General features: G+C 60.1%; 22 protein-coding genes. 11 read left to right on the top strand and 11 right to left on the bottom strand.

The features are described from left to right. Window positions 1–22: 22 nt before the first annotated feature. Genes J3O30_RS23970 through J3O30_RS23955 form a run of 4 tightly spaced genes read left to right on the top strand, consistent with a single transcriptional unit; the run spans window position 23 to window position 3,662 of the window. Window positions 23–844, top strand: a complete 822-nt coding sequence (locus J3O30_RS23970; protein WP_207585062.1) for an ATP-binding cassette domain-containing protein — start codon at window positions 23–25, stop codon at window positions 842–844. After that, window positions 841–2,100, top strand: a complete 1,260-nt coding sequence (locus J3O30_RS23965) for a sugar ABC transporter permease (RefSeq protein WP_207585061.1) — start codon at window positions 841–843, stop codon at window positions 2,098–2,100. Before J3O30_RS23970 ends, J3O30_RS23965 begins: the two co-directional genes overlap by 4 nt. A 27-nt stretch (window positions 2,101–2,127) precedes the next feature. Further along, window positions 2,128–2,856, top strand: a complete 729-nt coding sequence (locus J3O30_RS23960) for an SDR family oxidoreductase (RefSeq protein ID WP_207585060.1) — start codon at window positions 2,128–2,130, stop codon at window positions 2,854–2,856. A gap of 41 nt (window positions 2,857–2,897) precedes the next feature. Further along, window positions 2,898–3,662, top strand: coding sequence for an SDR family NAD(P)-dependent oxidoreductase (locus J3O30_RS23955; protein WP_207585059.1), 765 nt, complete (start codon window positions 2,898–2,900; stop codon window positions 3,660–3,662). 52 nt (window positions 3,663–3,714) lie between these two features. On the opposite strand, the gene J3O30_RS23950 is transcribed toward J3O30_RS23955, so the two are convergent. Beyond that, a complete protein-coding gene (locus J3O30_RS23950) occupies window positions 3,715–4,110 on the bottom strand; it encodes a VOC family protein (RefSeq protein WP_207585058.1) in 396 nt (131 codons plus the stop codon). A gap of 78 nt (window positions 4,111–4,188) precedes the next feature. Beyond that, window positions 4,189–4,617 carry a Tautomerase enzyme gene (locus J3O30_RS23945; protein ID WP_207585057.1) on the bottom strand — a complete coding sequence of 143 codons (429 nt, stop codon included), beginning with the start codon at window positions 4,615–4,617 and terminating at the stop codon, window positions 4,189–4,191. 117 nt (window positions 4,618–4,734) lie between these two features. On the opposite strand from J3O30_RS23945, the gene J3O30_RS23940 reads away from it, so the two are divergent. After that, window positions 4,735–5,328 (top strand): TetR/AcrR family transcriptional regulator, encoded by a 594-nt coding sequence (locus J3O30_RS23940; RefSeq protein WP_207585056.1) that lies wholly within the window; start codon window positions 4,735–4,737, stop codon window positions 5,326–5,328. Window positions 5,329–5,562: 234 nt separating this feature from the next. Here J3O30_RS23940 and J3O30_RS23935 read toward each other — a convergent pair whose 3' ends face one another. The 5 genes from J3O30_RS23935 to J3O30_RS23915 form a co-directional block, all read right to left on the bottom strand. Beyond that, window positions 5,563–6,570 (bottom strand): HAMP domain-containing sensor histidine kinase, encoded by a 1,008-nt coding sequence (locus tag J3O30_RS23935; RefSeq protein ID WP_207585055.1) that lies wholly within the window; start codon window positions 6,568–6,570, stop codon window positions 5,563–5,565. Next, complete coding sequence (locus tag J3O30_RS23930) at window positions 6,570–7,274, bottom strand: response regulator (protein WP_207585054.1); 705 nt, start codon at window positions 7,272–7,274, stop codon at window positions 6,570–6,572. Before J3O30_RS23930 ends, J3O30_RS23935 begins: the two co-directional genes overlap by 1 nt. Before the next feature lie 47 nt (window positions 7,275–7,321). Further along, entirely contained in the window at window positions 7,322–8,818 is a 1,497-nt protein-coding gene (locus J3O30_RS23925) for a DUF4173 domain-containing protein (protein ID WP_207585053.1), read from the bottom strand. Window positions 8,819–9,302: 484 nt separating this feature from the next. Then, a complete protein-coding gene (locus tag J3O30_RS23920; protein WP_207585052.1) occupies window positions 9,303–9,491 on the bottom strand; it encodes a hypothetical protein in 189 nt (62 codons plus the stop codon). A 174-nt stretch (window positions 9,492–9,665) separates the two neighbouring features. Continuing rightward, complete coding sequence (locus J3O30_RS23915) at window positions 9,666–10,379, bottom strand: Ig-like domain-containing protein (RefSeq protein WP_207585051.1); 714 nt, start codon at window positions 10,377–10,379, stop codon at window positions 9,666–9,668. A gap of 392 nt (window positions 10,380–10,771) precedes the next feature. On the opposite strand from J3O30_RS23915, the gene J3O30_RS23910 reads away from it, so the two are divergent. From J3O30_RS23910 to J3O30_RS23895, 4 genes are all read left to right on the top strand, one after another. Next, on the top strand, window positions 10,772–10,981 hold the full coding sequence (locus J3O30_RS23910) for a hypothetical protein (protein WP_207585206.1): 210 nt from the start codon (window positions 10,772–10,774) through the stop codon (window positions 10,979–10,981). A gap of 26 nt (window positions 10,982–11,007) precedes the next feature. Continuing rightward, on the top strand, window positions 11,008–11,241 hold the full coding sequence (gene rpsU, locus J3O30_RS23905) for a 30S ribosomal protein S21 (protein ID WP_207585050.1): 234 nt from the start codon (window positions 11,008–11,010) through the stop codon (window positions 11,239–11,241). Between the two features lie 61 nt (window positions 11,242–11,302). Beyond that, window positions 11,303–11,497 carry a hypothetical protein gene (locus J3O30_RS23900; RefSeq protein ID WP_116409581.1) on the top strand — a complete coding sequence of 65 codons (195 nt, stop codon included), beginning with the start codon at window positions 11,303–11,305 and terminating at the stop codon, window positions 11,495–11,497. A gap of 128 nt (window positions 11,498–11,625) precedes the next feature. Further along, window positions 11,626–12,105 (top strand): pyridoxamine 5'-phosphate oxidase family protein, encoded by a 480-nt coding sequence (locus J3O30_RS23895; RefSeq protein WP_207585049.1) that lies wholly within the window; start codon window positions 11,626–11,628, stop codon window positions 12,103–12,105. Window positions 12,106–12,121: 16 nt separating this feature from the next. Here J3O30_RS23895 and J3O30_RS23890 read toward each other — a convergent pair whose 3' ends face one another. Further along, on the bottom strand, window positions 12,122–13,033 hold the full coding sequence (locus tag J3O30_RS23890; protein WP_207585048.1) for a LysR family transcriptional regulator: 912 nt from the start codon (window positions 13,031–13,033) through the stop codon (window positions 12,122–12,124). Window positions 13,034–13,129: 96 nt separating this feature from the next. Between J3O30_RS23890 and J3O30_RS23885 the strand changes: the two genes are divergently transcribed. After that, window positions 13,130–14,005: an aldo/keto reductase family oxidoreductase gene (locus tag J3O30_RS23885; RefSeq protein ID WP_207585047.1), complete on the top strand. Its 876-nt coding sequence runs from the start codon at window positions 13,130–13,132 to the stop codon at window positions 14,003–14,005. Between the two features lie 125 nt (window positions 14,006–14,130). On the opposite strand, the gene ppk2 is transcribed toward J3O30_RS23885, so the two are convergent. From ppk2 to J3O30_RS23870, 3 genes are all read right to left on the bottom strand, one after another. Continuing rightward, window positions 14,131–15,045: a polyphosphate kinase 2 gene (gene ppk2 / locus J3O30_RS23880; protein WP_141335705.1), complete on the bottom strand. Its 915-nt coding sequence runs from the start codon at window positions 15,043–15,045 to the stop codon at window positions 14,131–14,133. A 108-nt stretch (window positions 15,046–15,153) separates the two neighbouring features. Beyond that, complete coding sequence (locus tag J3O30_RS23875; RefSeq protein ID WP_207585046.1) at window positions 15,154–16,005, bottom strand: helix-turn-helix transcriptional regulator; 852 nt, start codon at window positions 16,003–16,005, stop codon at window positions 15,154–15,156. 72 nt (window positions 16,006–16,077) lie between these two features. Then, on the bottom strand, window positions 16,078–16,467 hold the full coding sequence (locus J3O30_RS23870; RefSeq protein ID WP_207585045.1) for a nuclear transport factor 2 family protein: 390 nt from the start codon (window positions 16,465–16,467) through the stop codon (window positions 16,078–16,080). A gap of 288 nt (window positions 16,468–16,755) precedes the next feature. Here J3O30_RS23870 and J3O30_RS23865 point away from each other — a divergent pair, with 288 nt between their 5' ends. Continuing rightward, a complete protein-coding gene (locus tag J3O30_RS23865) occupies window positions 16,756–16,893 on the top strand; it encodes a hypothetical protein (protein WP_246762854.1) in 138 nt (45 codons plus the stop codon). Window positions 16,894–16,916: the final 23 nt, after the last annotated feature.

Raw genomic sequence — 16,916 nt, 5'->3', positions numbered from 1 at the left:
GCTTTTTCCAAAAGGCCAGGCGATGTCTGAAACCTCTCATACTCTTGACCCTTCCCGCCAGCCCGTCCTCAGCCTGCGCGGAATATCGAAGAACTTCGGGGCGGTGTCGGCACTCACCGATATCGAACTCGATGTCCATGCCGGCGAGGTCGTGGCACTCGTCGGCGACAACGGCGCCGGCAAATCGACGCTGGTCAAGATCCTGGCCGGTGTACACCAACCAAGCTCAGGCGCGATCCTGTTTGAGGGTGAGCCAGTCAATCTGCCGAGCCCAAGTGCTGCCCTCGGGCTCGGCATTGCAACCGTCTTTCAGGATTTGGCGCTTTGCGAGAATCTCGATGTCGTCGCCAATATCTTTCTCGGCAAGGAGCTCAATCCTTTCCAGCTCGATGAGGTCGCCATGGAGATCCGTGCCTGGAAGCTTTTGAACGAGCTTTCGGCCCGAATCCCAAGCGTACGCGAGCCCGTCGCCTCATTGTCCGGCGGACAGCGCCAGACCGTGGCGATCGCCCGATCGCTGCTGCTCGAGCCGAAACTGATCATGCTCGACGAACCCACCGCAGCGCTTGGCGTTGCCCAGACCGCCGAAGTGCTGGATCTGATCGAGCGCGTACGGGAACGCGGACTCGCCGTCATCATGATCAGCCACAATATGGAGGATGTGCGCGCCGTTGCCGATCGCATTGTCGTCCTTCGGCTCGGCCGCAACAACGGCACTCTGCTGCCCGATGCTTCCAACGAAGAGCTCGTCAGCGCGATCACCGGCGCATCCAACAATTCCGTCTCCCGCCGCGCGTCGCGCCGCCAGGCGCAAAGCCAGCAGAACGAGGAGGGCAGGCCATGATGAAGACCATCCAGAATGAACCGGCAGCACCTGCGCTCCTCGACCGGCGTGACGAAAGAGTGCGCCATGACGATAGTCTTGCCGGCTCAATCCGCGCCTTTTGGGATCGCATCCGCGCCGGCGACCTCGGCTCGCTGCCGGTCATTGTTGGCCTGGCAATCATCTGGACGGTGTTCCAAGCGCTCAATCCAGTGTTTCTCTCCAGCGCCAATCTCGTCAACATGCTGTTCGACTGCTCGACGGTCGGCGTCATCTCGCTGGGTATCGTCTGCATCCTGATGGTGGGCGAGATCGATCTTTCCGTCGGCTCGGTCAGCGGCTTCGCCTCGGCGCTGGTCGGCGTCTTCTGGGTCAACCAGGGCTGGCCGGTGGTCCTGGCGGTCCTCGTCGCCATGGTCGTCGGCGCTCTGATCGGCTCTCTCTACGCCTTCCTGTTCAACCGCTTCGGCATGCCGAGCTTCGTCTCCACCCTATCCGGGCTGCTCGCGGTTCTCGGCCTGCAGCTCTATATCCTCGGAGCGACCGGTTCGATCAATCTGCCCTATGGTTCCTGGCTCGTGAGTTTCGGCCAGATCATGGTCATGCCGGACCCGATCGCCTATCTGCTGGTAGCCCTTGCCGGCATTGCATTCTTCTTCTCCAGCTACCGCACGGCGGCGCGCCGGCGGGCAGCCGGCCTGTCGGCGAAATCGGCCCGGGGGCTGCTCCTTCGCGCCGTCATCATCACCGCCGCCTTGGAAGCTGTCGCATTCTATCTCAACCAGTCGCGCGGCGTTCCATGGATGTTCGGCCTTTTCGTCGGACTCGTTGCCGTCATGAACTATGCGCTGATGCGCACCAAATGGGGACGCTCCATGCATGCCGTCGGCGGCAACAGGGAGGCCGCCCGCCGCTCTGGCATCAACGTCTCGCGCATCTATACGAGCGCCTTCGTCATATGCGCCTTGCTTGCGGCAACCGGCGGCGTGCTTTCAGCTGCCCGGCTGGCGACAGCAAGTCAGCAGGCCGGCACCGGCGACGTCAATCTCAACGCCATCGCTGCGGCGGTCATCGGCGGCACGAGCCTGTTCGGCGGGCGCGGCAGCGCCTATTCAGCCCTTCTCGGCATCATCGTCATTCAGTCGATCGCCAGCGGGCTGACGCTTCTCGATCTGTCGTCATCGCTTCGATACATGATCACCGGCGCCGTTCTCGCCGTCGCCGTCATCGTCGACTCGTTGGCACGCCGATCGCGGATTTCGCACGGCCGGGCCTAAAACCCATCAAGAAAGCAGAGGAAGAAAATGAGACAGGATCTGTCTGGAAAAGTCGCGGCCGTCACCGGAGCGGCATCGGGTATCGGCCTCGAATGCGCCAAGGCCCTGCTTGCCGCCGGCGCCCAGGTGGTGTTGGTCGATCGTAACGAGGAGGCATTGAAGGAAATCTGCTCGAAACTCGACGCGAACGCCATTCCGTTGGTCATCGATCTAACCGATCCGAAAAGCGTCGAAGGGATGATGCCGCAGATTCTGAAGAAGGCAGGCCAGTTGGATATCTTCCACGCCAATGCCGGCTCCTATATCGGCGGCGAGGTACTGGGCGGCGACCCCGACGCGTGGGACCGGATGCTCAACCTGAACGTCAATGCCGCCTTCCGCTCGGTGCATGCCGTGCTGCCGCACATGGTCGAACGCAGGACCGGAGATATCATCCTCACCAGTTCCGTCGCCGGCTTGATCCCCGTCGTCTGGGAGCCGATCTACACGGCCTCGAAACATGCGGTTCAGGCATTCGTCCATACACTGAGGCGACAGGTGGCCAAACATGGCTTGCGCGTCGGCGCCGTCGCTCCAGGCCCAGTCGTCACGGCCCTTCTCAGCGACTGGCCGCAGGAGAAGTTGGATGAAGCACTTGCCGCCGGCGGCCTGATGGAGCCGAAGGAGGTGGCCGAAGCGGTGCTCTTCATGCTGACGCGTCCGCGCAACATCACGATCCGCGATCTCGTCATCCTGCCGCAGAGCACGGATATCTGACGCGTTTGTACCGGCTCTGAAAATCACGGAAGGAAACGGAGATGATCTTCGATAGGTTTCGCTTAGATGGAAAGGTAGCGCTGGTGACCGGCGGCACGCGCGGCATCGGGCTTGCCATCGCCGAGGCGCTCGGCGAGGCTGGCGCCAAAGTCCTCATCACGGGAAGGACGCGCAATGCAGCGGCGGAGGACAGGCTCGCCAAGGCCGGTGTCGATTGCGATTTCGTCGCCGCCGACCTGATGAAAGACGATGCCGCCGACGCGCTCGTCACGGAGACGCTCCTACGGGCGGGCCAGCTCGACATCCTCGTCAACAATGCCGGCATCGCCATTCATGGCGACAGCGGCGCGTTCTCCGACGCGATTTGGCGCGAGATCATGACCGTCAATGTCGACGCCGTCTTCCGCGCCTGCCGCGCCGCACTCGCCCCCATGCGGCGTCAGGGCGGCGGTGTCATCCTCAATATCGGCTCGATGTCGGGCATCGTCTCCAACATTCCCCAGAACCAGGTCGCCTACAACACCTCCAAGGCGGCGGTTCATATGATGACGAAGAGCCTCGCCAGCGAAGTTGCCGCCGAGAATATTCGCGTCAACGCCATTGCGCCGGGCTATATCGAGACCGATCTGTCGCGCGGCGGCATCGCCAATCCCGACTGGTTCCCGACCTGGCGCAGCATGACCCCTATGGGACGGGTCGGGCAGCCGGAAGAGGTGGCGGGGGCCGCCTTGTTCCTCTGCTCGGCAGCGGCAAGCTATGTCACCGGCGAAGTGCTGGTGATCGATGGCGGCTATACGACACGATAATGGCCAGACACTGAGAGGAGAGCGAAGCATATCGCCCATGAGCGGCATATGCTCACGCCAAGCAGTCGAGCATCCACTGGACACCAAAACGATCGGTGAGTTTGCCGTAATAGCTCCCCCATGGCTGGACCGCGAGCGGTGTCGTTATCTTGCCGCCTTCGGCGAGCCGGGCGAAAAGCCCGTCGGTCCTGTCGCGGTCATCCAAGATCAACATGTGGGCGGAGCCTCGCATCGGCTCCGCATCGTGATTGTCCGAGGCGAAGAACAAGACACCAAGCCCTTCGAAGCGAGCGTGCATCACCTTGCCCAGCATAGCTTCGCTGGCAATGGGCATTCCGACCGCGCCGTGGCGCTTCAATTGCGTGACCCGGCCAAGCCCGCATTCGGCATAAAAGGCCAGCGCCTCCTCGCAGCCGGTGGAAAAGAATAGATAGTTGGCAAGCTGCATGATCTCGCTCCGTCGCGCCGCCGGATGGCGACGCATTGCTGAATCAGGTCTGAGATTTCCGCGCATGCACCGCGACCCTTACAACGCGGCGGCCGTGCCCTGGATGGCGCCGACGAAATCCGCATTGCTGTAGCTGTGGCCGGCGATTCCCCACGCCCCTTCGGGCGCGTAGACGATGTTCGACCAAATATGATCGCGCTTGAGCCGGCCTTCGGCGGCCTGTTCGACGACATCGGCCGCTTTTTCGATGAAGGCCTGTTTCGCTTCGGCGCTTACCAGCGCGACCTCCGGCAATTTGAGTTCGACGAATGCCGCAGCGATCGGCTTTCCCGCCGCAAGCACGTGCTCGCGCGGCAGCACGTTGATCGTGCCGATGACATTGGCGGTCATGAAGGCATTGCCGGTCAAACCGGCTACATCGAGCAACGCGTCCGTCAAGCCGGCAAAGGCTTGCGCCTGGGCCTCCGGCGAGAGCAGGCCTTCCGGAACGGTGAGTGTGATAGGCATCGGATATCTCCCTCTTTGAATCGTGACCGCTTGTGATATACCGATCACTCTTTATAGATACACAGTGATCGCTCTCTTAGCAAGCGATAAAGAGTGTTCACTCTTATTGAGGCATTCATGCGTTATAGCGCCGAACACAAATCAGAAACCCGCGCCCGCGTCCTCGCAGCCGCAGGACAGGTCTTCCGCAAGGACGGCTATGGCGGTGCCGGTATCGATGCGCTGACGAAGGCCGCCGGCGTGACAAACGGCGCCTTCTACGGACATTTCAAGTCGAAGGCCGAAGCCTTTCGCACAGCCGTGCTGGAAGGCCTCGAAGAACTGCGACAAGGAATCGCCGCGTTGAAGACCAATCAACCGAAAGACTGGCTGACGACCTTCGTCGGCTACTATCTCGGTTATAAAAGAACCTGCGATCTGGGCGAGAGCTGTGCTCTGCCGAGCCTTTCGCCCGATGTGATGCGTGCGGACGATGAAACGCGAAGCGCTTATACGGCAGAGATCAAACGCCTCGTCGAAGAAGTCGCCGCCGGCCTGCCGGAGATAGACGGCCGATCCGACATTGTGCGGGAAGACCAGGCGATCCTGCTCCTCGCCATGCTGAGTGGCGGTGTTACCCTCGCGCGCGCCGTTTCCGACCCGGCACTCTCCGAACGCATTGCAGAGGTCATCGCGCAGGCTGCGTTGATAGCGATAGAGCCTCGAAACTAATCCGCTTGCTTGATGACGTTTGGGTTCAGGACTGCGTGCCGCAGGCGCTCCGGTAATCGGCAAGCACTTGGGCGACCGCAGCAATCAACATATCCTCGCGACCTCGGCTTCCTCAGCCGGCGCGCGAAGTCTTTGAAATGAGCGAACATGCGATCGGCAGCACACAGAGAAGGTCTCCAATCACCATGGGGACGATCTTCAGGCACAAAGGAATCCTTCCCAACCATGCGAGAATTACACGGGTATGGTGATTTCGAACTCTGCTCCTGCGCCGGTCGTCGGCAGCAGGCAGATCGTACCGCCATGGGAGCTCAGCATGGCGCGAACGATGCCGAGACCCATGCCGGTGCCGCCCTGTTCGCGGCGGGTTGAAAAGAACGGCTGAAAGACATGTTGGCGATTTGCCTCGGAAATACCGCCGCCGTCGTCTCGGACAAGGACAACGGTTGTCCGGGCATCGGCTGACGCGCTGAGTTCCAATAGCGTGGCACCATGCTGAAGGGCATTCTCGGCGAGATTGGCAAAAACGATGCCGGCTGCTTCTCGGGGAAGAGCAACCGATATGTCCGTATCGCCTTTACCGGCGATATCGAGGGATGGAAATTGCCGGCGCAGCGAGGACAGGATGTCCCTGATGCTGCTTTTGCCTTCGGCTAGAGGGGTTTCTGCTTGGGCAAGTTCCTTCAGCCGCTGCAATAGCGCATCGAGCCGGGCTGCTTCGGCGACGATATTATCGAGAAAGTGCAAACGCTGCGCCTTCGTCATCGCCTTTTCGGCATCGTCGTCGCGCAAAAGCTCCGCCGCACCGCGGATCGCCGTCAGCGGCGATTTCAGTTCGTGGGAGACGTGGGCGGCAAAGGAGCGGACATATTCGGTGCGATCGACCAGTCTTCCTGCAAGATCGAGGAAGCTCTGCGACAGGACGGCGATCTCGCGCGTTCCATAGCTGTCCAGCGGCCGGATCGCCCGCTTACCGCCGCGGGCGATCTCTTCCGTGCGGGCGATCAAGGCGTCGATCGGGCCGGTGATGGTGCGCGTCAGCACATAGGCGACGCCGAGCGTCAGTATGAAGACGACGGCGAGGGCGACCACTTCCGCCGGCGCCATCCGGTTCGAACTCACTTCCACGGCGCGGAACCAGATGACGATCAGGATCGGCAGCGCCATGACGGCGAGAAGCACGACATAGACGATCAGCGCCAGCGTCGGGCGCCATTTCATCCTGACTTTCGGTACCGGCATCAGGCATTCCTCCCGATTTCACCGCCGAGTTTGAAGCCGATGCCGTGAACCGTCGCGATGATCCCCTGGCCGCCGGCCGCCAGGAACTTGGCCCTGATGTTGCGGATATGACTGTCGATCGTTCGGTCGGCGACATAGGTTCCAGCGCCATAGGCCGCCTCCATCAGTCGTTCGCGGCTGAAGACCATGTCGGGGCGTGACAACAATGCGTCCAGGATGGCGAATTCGAGCGCCGTCATCGTGATGGCCCTGTCGCCGAACATGACCGTCCTGCCGTGGCGATCGAGGCTGAGTTCGCCGGCGATAAAGATGGCGTGACGCCTTTCAGGCGCGGGTTCATTGCCGCTGCGCTTCAAGATCGCCTTGACCCTGGCGACGAGTTCGCGCGGGCTGAACGGTTTGGTGACGTAATCGTCTCCGCCGATTTCCAACCCCAGCACCCTGTCGATCTCCTCGTCGCGTGCGGAAAGAAACAGGATCGGCAATCCCGATGTCTTGCGGATCTGGCGGCACACTTCCAGACCATCCATATCGGGCATGCCGATATCGAGAATGATGAGATCGATGTTGGCGCGCCGGAATGCCGTCATCGCCTCGGTTCCGCTGCGGACGGCCGTCGGTGTCAAGCCGGCACGCTCGAGGGCGAAGCAGATCACATCGCGGATGTGAGGTTCGTCATCGACGACGAGAATTCGGGGCGCCATCCACCAGTCCTGCGTTGTTTGTCGTGCCTGTTGTTATCGTTCTCGTTCTATCTTGCAATGGCTGCAGGAGACAGAAGATAGGTCTCCAGCCGCGCTGCCCGGAAGGTCCAGTTCCGCCAGTCGTGCGGGCGCCGCGCGAAGTCCCTGACGAGATAGTACCGAATCGCCAGTGCCTGATTCCTCTTGTCGATCAGCTGATCCGGCAGCATGTGGAGATAGAGATCGATCGCCGGAATGGCGGAAGGGCCAAGCGAGGAGAGATAATCGAGATCGAGCGGTGGACCTTCCTCAGTGATTTCCTGGCTGTGGGCGACATTGAAGCGGGCGATAATATCAGGGAAATCAATGAAGGCGCTGATGTAGACGACTACAAGCAGAGAGGCGAGATTCATCGCGATCAGCCACTCGTTGGATCGGCTGAGCAGAATGCGCAGCAGGATCAAGAAAAGACCGATGGCGACGAGGCCCATCCAGAGACCGGCGGCGACACGCAATTCCGTCAGCGAATAGACCTCGACGTAAAGCCCAAGCCGCAGCATCGACGACAGGCAAAGCAGAATATTCTGGCCGATCCAGGTGTGGACGAGGCCGCGGATCAGCGGGCTGTGATCGCCGGGACCGCCGCGGCGCATGGCGACAAGCACGAAACCGGCGGCAAGAAGCGCTGTCGCAATCAGCGGATAGGCGCCGCGATGAGCATATTCGGCATGGCTCATGTGATCGGGCAGATCTGCGCCGCCCCAGAGATAGACGAGATCGAGGAGCGTCTGCACGGCAAAGAGCGCGTTGAACAGGACGAGCGCCCGCAACAACGAGGCATAACCGAGCGGCGCATTTCTGGTGGGCACGATCATGAAGGCCCTGGCGGCCTGCGACCTCGCACCGCGGCGTTTGAGGCGCGGCCGCAACATCGCCCAGACCACAATAGCGACGATTATCCAGAAGCCGATCCGCCAGAGATCGAGGAACTGCAGCAGAACGGCAAATTCGATGCTGCGCAGAGCGATCTCGATAAGTGGGTTGGCCGCCGCAAAGAGAGATACGAAGACCGCTGCAAGAATGAGCGGCATGATCCAGAGGGCGATGCTCTGTCGGGTTCCGGCGAAAGAGAAACGTTTCCCCGGTGTCGCAAGATATTTCCTGATATCCTCGGCAAGCCGCAGGGGAACGACAAGGGCGAAACGGAAGAAAACCAGGGGCAGGGCGGACAGGCGACGCGGCAGGAGCCTGGCGCTGACGAGCGCAACCGACATCAGGGCGCCGAGGCAAAAGGCAATGCCCGTAAGCGAAGGCGATTCCAGCAGCGGCGCCGACGCCAGAGCCGAAAAGCCGAGCAGCATGATCGCTTGGGAAAGCCGAGGTCTCTTGCTGGCCGAAAGCAAAGTGGCGGCGCAGACGGCGAGCGCAAAAAGGAAGATATTTATCCCGGGTTCATGGCCAAAGATCAGAAAATCTGAAAGCGCCACGAGCGCCAACAGCCCGGTCATCCGGCCACTGCCCCGCCTCATCGGCATTGCTTCCGTCAGGATATCTGTTGTGTCCATTGCTGCTCCTCTCGCAGATGCGGCTTTTCGATCGTCATGAGCATGACTGCGGAACTCGCATGGGAAGGCGGGCCTTGTGTCCCGCACGTCTCCGTCAGCCACCAACCGTCGTTGCGAAGGCGGTCCGGCAAAGCGGGAGGTGTAACGCGGGGCGGCATGTCGTTCTGGCTCATGGCAGGAAGATGCCGCGCCGGATTGCAGATTTTGTGCAGAGAGTGAGGAGCAATTCAGGAATCGCCCGCGGGGCCGAAACAGGCGGGAAAGTCTCGCCAGGTCGTATCGGGCGTGAAAACGGCTTGTCATTTCCGCTTTTCGGGGAGGCCCCCGGTTGCAGAGGACGGCGCCGCACTCATTTCAGCAATCGGGGAAAGCAATCCGCCGAGCGAACGAGCCTCACCCAATCAATACATTCCTGGCGCAGTCTCATTTGCCGGCTGACTTTGCCCGCATTTGTGAAAAGATCATCGAAGGAATGAAGGGAGGTTTATCTGAACCTCGGCGCGCGCCTGGCATTGTGGAGTAGTTCGCAGGCTGTCGCGAACGGCCCGAAAAGTTTGAGCAACAGCGCCTGTTCCTCGGTATCTATCCGATGGCGAGCGCAGAACTCGGTTACGGACCAGACTTTCGTCAGCTCATCGGTCTCAATTTGCTTGGGTTCGATGTGTTCGGTCAAGGGCGTGTCCTCCGAACATCGAGACTACGCCTCCCCGGCATTTATAAGAACTAGCTAAAAAGAATTATATCGACCGAATATGTCAGGTGCCGCCAGGCTCCGCATCAAGAGAGGCGGAGATACGAAAACGCCCGCCGATTGCGCGGCGGGCGTTGTGTCATGCTGATCTATTGATCAAGCGATGTGGGGAAGAGCATCCGTACCGGTGATGTTGAGGGTCACCTTGGCAGTGTCCGTGTGGCCGTCACCATCGGAGATCTTGTAGTAGCGGAGAACTTCCGTGACATGATCGCCAGCAGCGATATCGTGCGTCAGCTCGTAGGTGAATTCGCCGTTCGACTTGACATGGAACGTACCATAGGTGCCGGCGACGTCGGTGGTTGCGCTCGGGTTGCCGTCGACCTTCGTGGTCAGGAACTGACGGAGGAACATCTTGCCGTTGTCGCCGGCAATGTCGTTGTCCAGAACGTTGCCGCCGATGGCATGGCCTTCGGTGAAGCTGTAGACATCGTCAACTGCGATCGGCTTGACCTGGGTTACGCCCTGAATGTTCAGGGTGAACAGGCCGACGTCGGTATGACCGCTGCCGTCGGAGATCTTGTAGGAAACCTTTTCCTGGTACGATTCGCCGTTGGCGAAGCCAATCTTGGCAGCATCGCTCAGGACATAGGTGTAGCTGCCGTCCGGCTTGACGAAGAACGTGCCGTAGTCGCCATGGATTTCGGTGATCTGGCTGTTGCCGCTTTTGGCGCCAACGGTCTCGCCGTCGAAGGCGCGCAGGAAAAGGTGGCCATTATCGGATGTATCGTTGGAAAGGAGATTTCCGGAAATAACGTCAGTTTCTAGAAATGTTGCACTATCATCAGTTGCGTGTATCGGCGAAGCCATCGCTCTCTCCTCAAATTGTTATAGACGGGTCAGTTTCGACCTCAGCGAGCGGCTCCTTTAACAACCTATTAATACTGCAAGTCAATGGGTTATTTAACGAAAGGTTAATTTCGTAACCGATATGGGCGTTGCTTAATTCCTGGGCGAATAATTTCGTTTTCACACCAAATTGAAGAAAATTTGACCGAATCTATACCCGGCTAACTTGAACATCGGCAATGAATATATCTAAGGATGATTCCGGCCGTTAAACCGAGCCATCGGGGTCAGCTGTTGCAATCGCGCGCTCCGCCAACTATTTTAGGGCTAAAGCGGAAATCGAAGCCGTCGCCGGCTTGGGAACGAGACGCTTGTACATCGGCTGAATCGGCGCATGCCCTTGAGGCAGCGCGATGGTCAAATCCACAACGATCGATGAAGCCGGCAATGGCCGGTATAAGGATTTCTTTTTGAACGACACAAATACAGCCACTGCGATTGCGGTGGTGAACTCGCGTGAGGGTGACGTGGCCGTCCGCCGCGCTGCCAAGACTTGGAAGCCATCACCCTGCCTTCTCACCCGCCGCGAGTTGCGGGCGCTCATCGCCGAGCAGCTCGGCTGAGCGTCCCTTACATAGGAGAATTCGAAATGCAGGTACTCGTCAGAGAAAACAACGTCGATCAGGCCCTCAGGGTTTTGAAAAAGAAAATGCAGCGCGAAGGGCTGTTCCGCGAAATGAAGGAACGGCGCGCCTATGAGAAGCCCTCCGAACGACGCGTCAGGGAAAAGGCGCAGGCGATCAGTCGGCACCGTAAAGCCGCACGCAAGAAGCTGCAGCGTGAAGGCCTGATCGCCGGGCCGAAGCGGACGGCCGCCCGTTAACAGGCCATCCCGGCCGGCCTTCCCAGGCTTCGACGACAACATTCCCCGGAAAGGACAGACAATGGACGAACTCAATAGCCTCACCGTTTCAGAAGAACGCCTCGAGGATTGCCGCGATGTCGTGGAGCCGGATCTGCAGGATCTGATCCAACGCGCATTGACGTCGGGCTTTTCCCGCGAGGAGGTCCTGATCGCCGTCAGTGAACTGGTCGCTGAGGACTTCGCCATGGTCATGGAAACCCCAAGCGTGCATTGAGGATAAACGCAGGCAGCAGGAACATTCCATCCCGCCTGTCGATCGATTGCGGGAATTGGCGGGATGAACCACGGGAACATCGGCGCCGGCAGACGGTTATTTCGTCTTTTGCACAGATGGAGATGACGATGGCCGAGCATGATGATGCGACACGGGTGTGGGAGCTGATCGACAGAATAGGGTTTTGCATGCTGACGACCCGCAGCAGTGACGATCTGCGCGCCCGCCCGATGTCCGCCTATACCGCCCAGATGGAGAATGCGGTCTATTTTCTGACGGATGTGGCCAGCCACAAGGACGACGAGATCGCCCACTGGCCAAATGTGTGCCTGGCCTTTGCCGACACCAAGGGACAGAAATATGTTTCCGTGTCTGGGACGGCCGAGGTGCAGAACGATCGCGAGAAGATCAGGGAATTATGGGCAACGCCGGCCAAGGCGTGGTGGGACAATCCCGACGATCCCTCCATCCGCATCCTCAAGATTACCCCGTCCTCGGCGGAATATTGGGATAGCCCGGGCACCATCATCAGCTATATCAAAATGGCAGCTGCAGCGGTCTCGAACAGCAAACCGGATATGGGCGACAACGCCGAGGTCAAGCTTTAACGGATCGCAGCGCTCTTCAAGCCTGCTTGGCCGAGGCCTTGACGAAATCAATGAAGGCCCGCAGCGGCGCTGGCACCAGCCGCCGTCCAGGATAATAGAGAAATGGCCCGGAAAACCGCTGCCACCAGGGTTCGAGAATTGGCTCGAGAGCGCCGCTGTCAATATACGGGCGCAGCCAGTCCTCGAAAACGCAGATGATCCCAGTGCCCGATATCGCTGCATCGACGGTAAGATCGGTCGCGCCGCCGACCCTGACGATCAATGGTCCTGAAGGTTCGACCCGCACCACCTCGCCATCTCGTTCGAACTCCCATGGCGTCGTCAGCACACCACTGGCAAAGCGGCCCAACAGACAGGCATGGCCGAGCAGATCGCTCGGATGTTGCGGCCGGCCATGGCGGTCGAGATAGTCAGGGGAGGCGGCGGTGGCAAAGCGCTGAACACGCGGGCCGATCGGCACGGCAATCATATCCTGCTCCAGCCGCTCGTCATAGCGGATGCCGGCGTCGCACCCGGCAGCAAGCACATCGACGAAGCTCTCGTCGGCGATCACCTCCAGCCGAATGTCGGGATAGGCGGCGAGGAATGGCGGAACGATGGCGGGCAGCACCAGCCGCGCCGCGCTGACCGGCACATTGAGCCGCAACGCACCGGCCGGCCTGTCGCGATATCCGTTGACCACATCGAGTGCGGACTCCACTTCGGTCAAGGCAGGGCCGAGCCGTTCCAGCAGGCCCTTGCCGGCTTCGGTCGGCACGACGCTGCGTGTCGTGCGGTTGAGCAGCCTCACACCGAGCTCGGCCTCCAGCCGACGCACCGCCTCGCTGAGGAAGGAAGCACTGCCGCCGTTTGCACGCGCGCCCTCGCGAAAACCACCGGCCCGCGCCACGGCAAGGAAGGCATTCAGATCACCCAAATCGACTTTCACTGTTCGCCACTCCGCACAGCCTGTGCGGATTGTAACGAATTATCAGGCGCGCCGACAACGCCTATCTTGGCGTCGACTCTTGAAAGGAGTGAGTTCATGTCCACCATCGATCAGGCCGGCACCTTCAATCTCGGCGACAGCAGCATCAAACGGCTCGGCTACGGCGCCATGCAGCTTGCCGGGCCCGGCGTGTTTGGCCCGCCCAAGGATCACGGCGCGGCCTTGGCGGTGCTGCGCGAGGCTGTCGCAAGCGGCGTAAACCACATCGACACCAGCGATTTCTATGGTCCGCACGTCACCAACCGGATCATCCGTGAAGCGCTCCATCCCTATCGTGACGACCTCGTCATCGTCACCAAGATCGGCGCACGGCGCGGCGCGGATGGATCATGGATTCCGGCCTTTTCGCCAGAAGAACTGACGGCGGCAGTCCACGACAATCTTCGTCACTTAGGTCAGGATGTGCTTGACGTCGTCAACCTCAGGCTCATGTTCGACGTGCATGGCCCTGCCGAAGGCTCGATCGAAGGACCCCTGACGGTGCTTGCCGATCTCCAACGGCAGGGACTGATCCGTCACCTGGGCTTAAGCAACGCCACAGCGAAGCAGATCGCCGAAGGGCGCGGGATCACCGAGATCGTCTGCGTGCAGAACCAGTACAATCTTGCGCATCGGGCCGACGATCGCCTGATCGACGAGCTCGCCCGCGAGGGCACCGCCTATGTGCCCTTCTTCCCGCTCGGCGGCTTCACACCGCTGCAGTCGTCCAGCCTGTCTAATGTCGCCGCACGCCTTGATGCTACGCCCATGCAGGTCGCACTTGCCTGGCTGCTGCGCCGCGCCCCGAACGTCCTGCTGATCCCCGGCACCTCGTCCGTCGGCCACCTCAAGGAGAACCTCGCCGCTGCCGCGCTTGTTCTGCCGGATGAGGCTGTCGACGAACTCAACCAGATCGGGAACATCGCCGCCTGATCGCATTCAAAGGCCGCGAGCTACCGCCACACCACGCTCACACGTGGTGTGGCGGAGCCGAAAGCGTCAGCGACGCTGAAATCCGCTCGTCATCTCCGGCCGGGAAGGCCGGTATGGTTATGCCTTCAATAGCGCTCCGGCACGAGCATTTCAGACGCAACCGGCGCCCTGTTGTAATCGGCATGGCGGATGCGATCCGGCAACTCGATTTCCGGTTTCGGAACATCCTCGTACGGGATTTGTTCGAGAAGATGGGCGATGCAGTTCAAACGCGCCCGTTTCTTGTCTACCGCCTGCACCACCCACCAGGGTGCATCCTTGGTGTGCGTCCGCGCCAGCATTTCTTCCTTGGCCTTGGTATATTCCTCCCAATGGACGCGACTTTCCATATCCATCGGTGAAAGCTTCCATTGCTTCAGCGGATCGTGGATACGCATCTTGAAGCGGAATTCCTGCTCCTCGTCGGTGATCGAAAACCAGTATTTGATCAGCACGATTCCGGAACGGACCAGCATCCGCTCGAATTCAGGCACCGAGCGGAAGAACTCCTCGAGTTCATCAGGGGTGCAGAAGCCCATCACGCGCTCGACACCGGCGCGGTTGTACCAGCTTCGGTCGAAGAGCACCATTTCGCCGGCTGTGGGAAGATGCGGGACATAGCGCTGGAAATACCATTGATGGCGTTCCCGTTCGGTCGGGGCGGGCAACGCAACCGTCCGGCAGACGCGTGGATTGAGCCGCTGGGTCACCCGCTTGATCGCGCCGCCCTTGCCGGCCGAATCGCGGCCTTCGAAAAGCACCACCACTTTCAACTTCGTGTGCTGAACCCAATCCTGCAGCCGCACCAACTCGTGCTGCAGCCGAAACAGTTCCCGGAAGTAGGTCTTTCGCTCGAGCGTCGGCTCCGCCGCTTCCGACATTCCTTCGGCGACCAGATCGTCCAGCCGGTCTTCCTCCATCTGCATTTCCAGCTCTTCATCGAAGCTGTCGGCGATTTCGGCCTTTATCCGGCTGAGTTGGTCCTGATGGTTTTGAGACATGGGCTTTTCCTTCCTGCTTTTTTTGACAGGAGCATGTCACTGCGAAGTTTGTATGACGGTTCAAGTAGCGATGGTGGACCATCGGCGCTCTGCCTTGGCCGTGGTCGCTCACGTCACGGTCCGGCGCTGACGCGCATCGGCCTGTTTCATCAGCTTGGCGTATTCTATCTCGGTGATATCATCCAACGGGAACATGCATTCGATCCTCAGTTCCTGGGTCGTTATTGTCTGTGCGGTGCCGACCGTCGTCACCAGCGAGAAGAAACTTAGAAGCTGCCCATCCTTCATGAACGACAAGGGGATGACGGGTGTGCTGTCCGCTGTCGTGGAGACCTTCCAGGCACTATCCACATCCGGATAGGCAAGCAGCGCGTCGATCAGTGCCTTGGTGCGCATGTCGATGACGCGGCCGACGGACTCCCTGAATATCCGCGCCATCAGGCTTCTTGCCGTTTCCTCCCAGTTCGGAATGAAGGGCCGCAAACCGGCCGGATCGAATATCAGATGCAGCAGATTGCGCGGTTTTTCCCGTGCTGCCATGTCGATGAAGCAATTGAAGAAGCGCTGCGTCGCATCGTTGGCCATCACCACGTTCCAATACCGGTCCATCACCACGGCCGGAAATGGTTCATGCTGAAAAAGCATGCGTTTAAGCACATCCGTGACGCTTTTCATTTCAAGATCGTCGATACCGTTTTCTGCATAAATAGGCGCATAGCCGGCGGCGAGCAGCAGCGTATTGCGCTCCCGGAACGGCACATCCAGGGCGTCGGCGAGATGCAGCAGATTGTGGCGGCCAGGCGTGCTCCGGCCACTTTCGATGAAGCTGATTTGGCGCTGCGATATGCCGGTGTCGAGCGAGAGTGCCAACTGGCTCTTGCCTCGCGTGCCGCGCCAGGCACGCAACTGCGCCCCAAGCTCGGTCGGCGCTCTGCTTAAACGGTTGTGCGTCGAGCTCATCTTCCGGCGGTCTCCGTTATCCGTCCCGTTGGTAACTGGCGGGCAATAGCGCTCCCGCCAGCGATTTGTGGATTAAAATGCAACGGGGCCGACAGACCCGTACCAGCGACCAACTTTGGCAGGTTCTCGTTCGTCCATGTAGAAAAAGTGTGTCATGACAGGCTTGACGACCGGTTGCGCCTTCTCGTCGGGTGTCATGGTGACAGTGCCGCGAAAGATCTTAAGCGAGCCGCCGTCCCAATATTCCGTCACATCGTGAAGCGCTGAAAAACCCGTATCGATGAAAGCGCGCAGGTTCTCGCGAATGGCCTCCCGCCCCTTCCAGTCGGCGACGCCGAGATTGCAGGTGGCGTTTTGCGCCAGGCAATCGAAGCCTTCGCCGAAGGTCTTGTCATCGATTTCTTTCCAGAAAGCCAGCAGCCATTCCGGGGGCTCTCGCTTGGTAAAGTTCACCGTCGTCATCGTCGTTCTCCTCGGCCGCCTCGTACGGTTGACAGCGGTTTGGCCGTCGACATCGTCCGGATTGGCCGCTTCTGTTTGAGGACTGGAATGTTCCTCCTGCAGGAAGGCCGTTCACTGATATCGCGGGAGGGGGAATGCCCTCAATTACATCGGGTGTAATAAGCTAGGCGAAAACGCATCGTCTTCCGATTTCGCAGCCTTTGTTGCTGGCGAGACCGATCTCATCGACTTCGCAGAACGTTGAGGCAAGCTAAGACCGGCAGGGAAGGCCGGACCAGCAGGCCGGGTGTGTTTGCCATTGGCAATGCGGACGCGGTCGCTCACCTTGCGCATGCCTCCGCGGCAGGCACAGCCGTCGGCCCGGTTGTCACCATGGACCTGTTCGAACAGATCCTTGCCGAGCGTCGGGACGCCAAAGCGGCGTGAACGATCTTGCAGTACAGCCGCTG

Source organism: Rhizobium sp. NZLR1 (assembly GCF_017357385.1).
In the GTDB taxonomy this organism is placed as follows: Bacteria; Pseudomonadota; Alphaproteobacteria; order Rhizobiales; family Rhizobiaceae; genus Rhizobium.
This window is presented reverse-complemented; position numbering and strand designations above follow the sequence as displayed.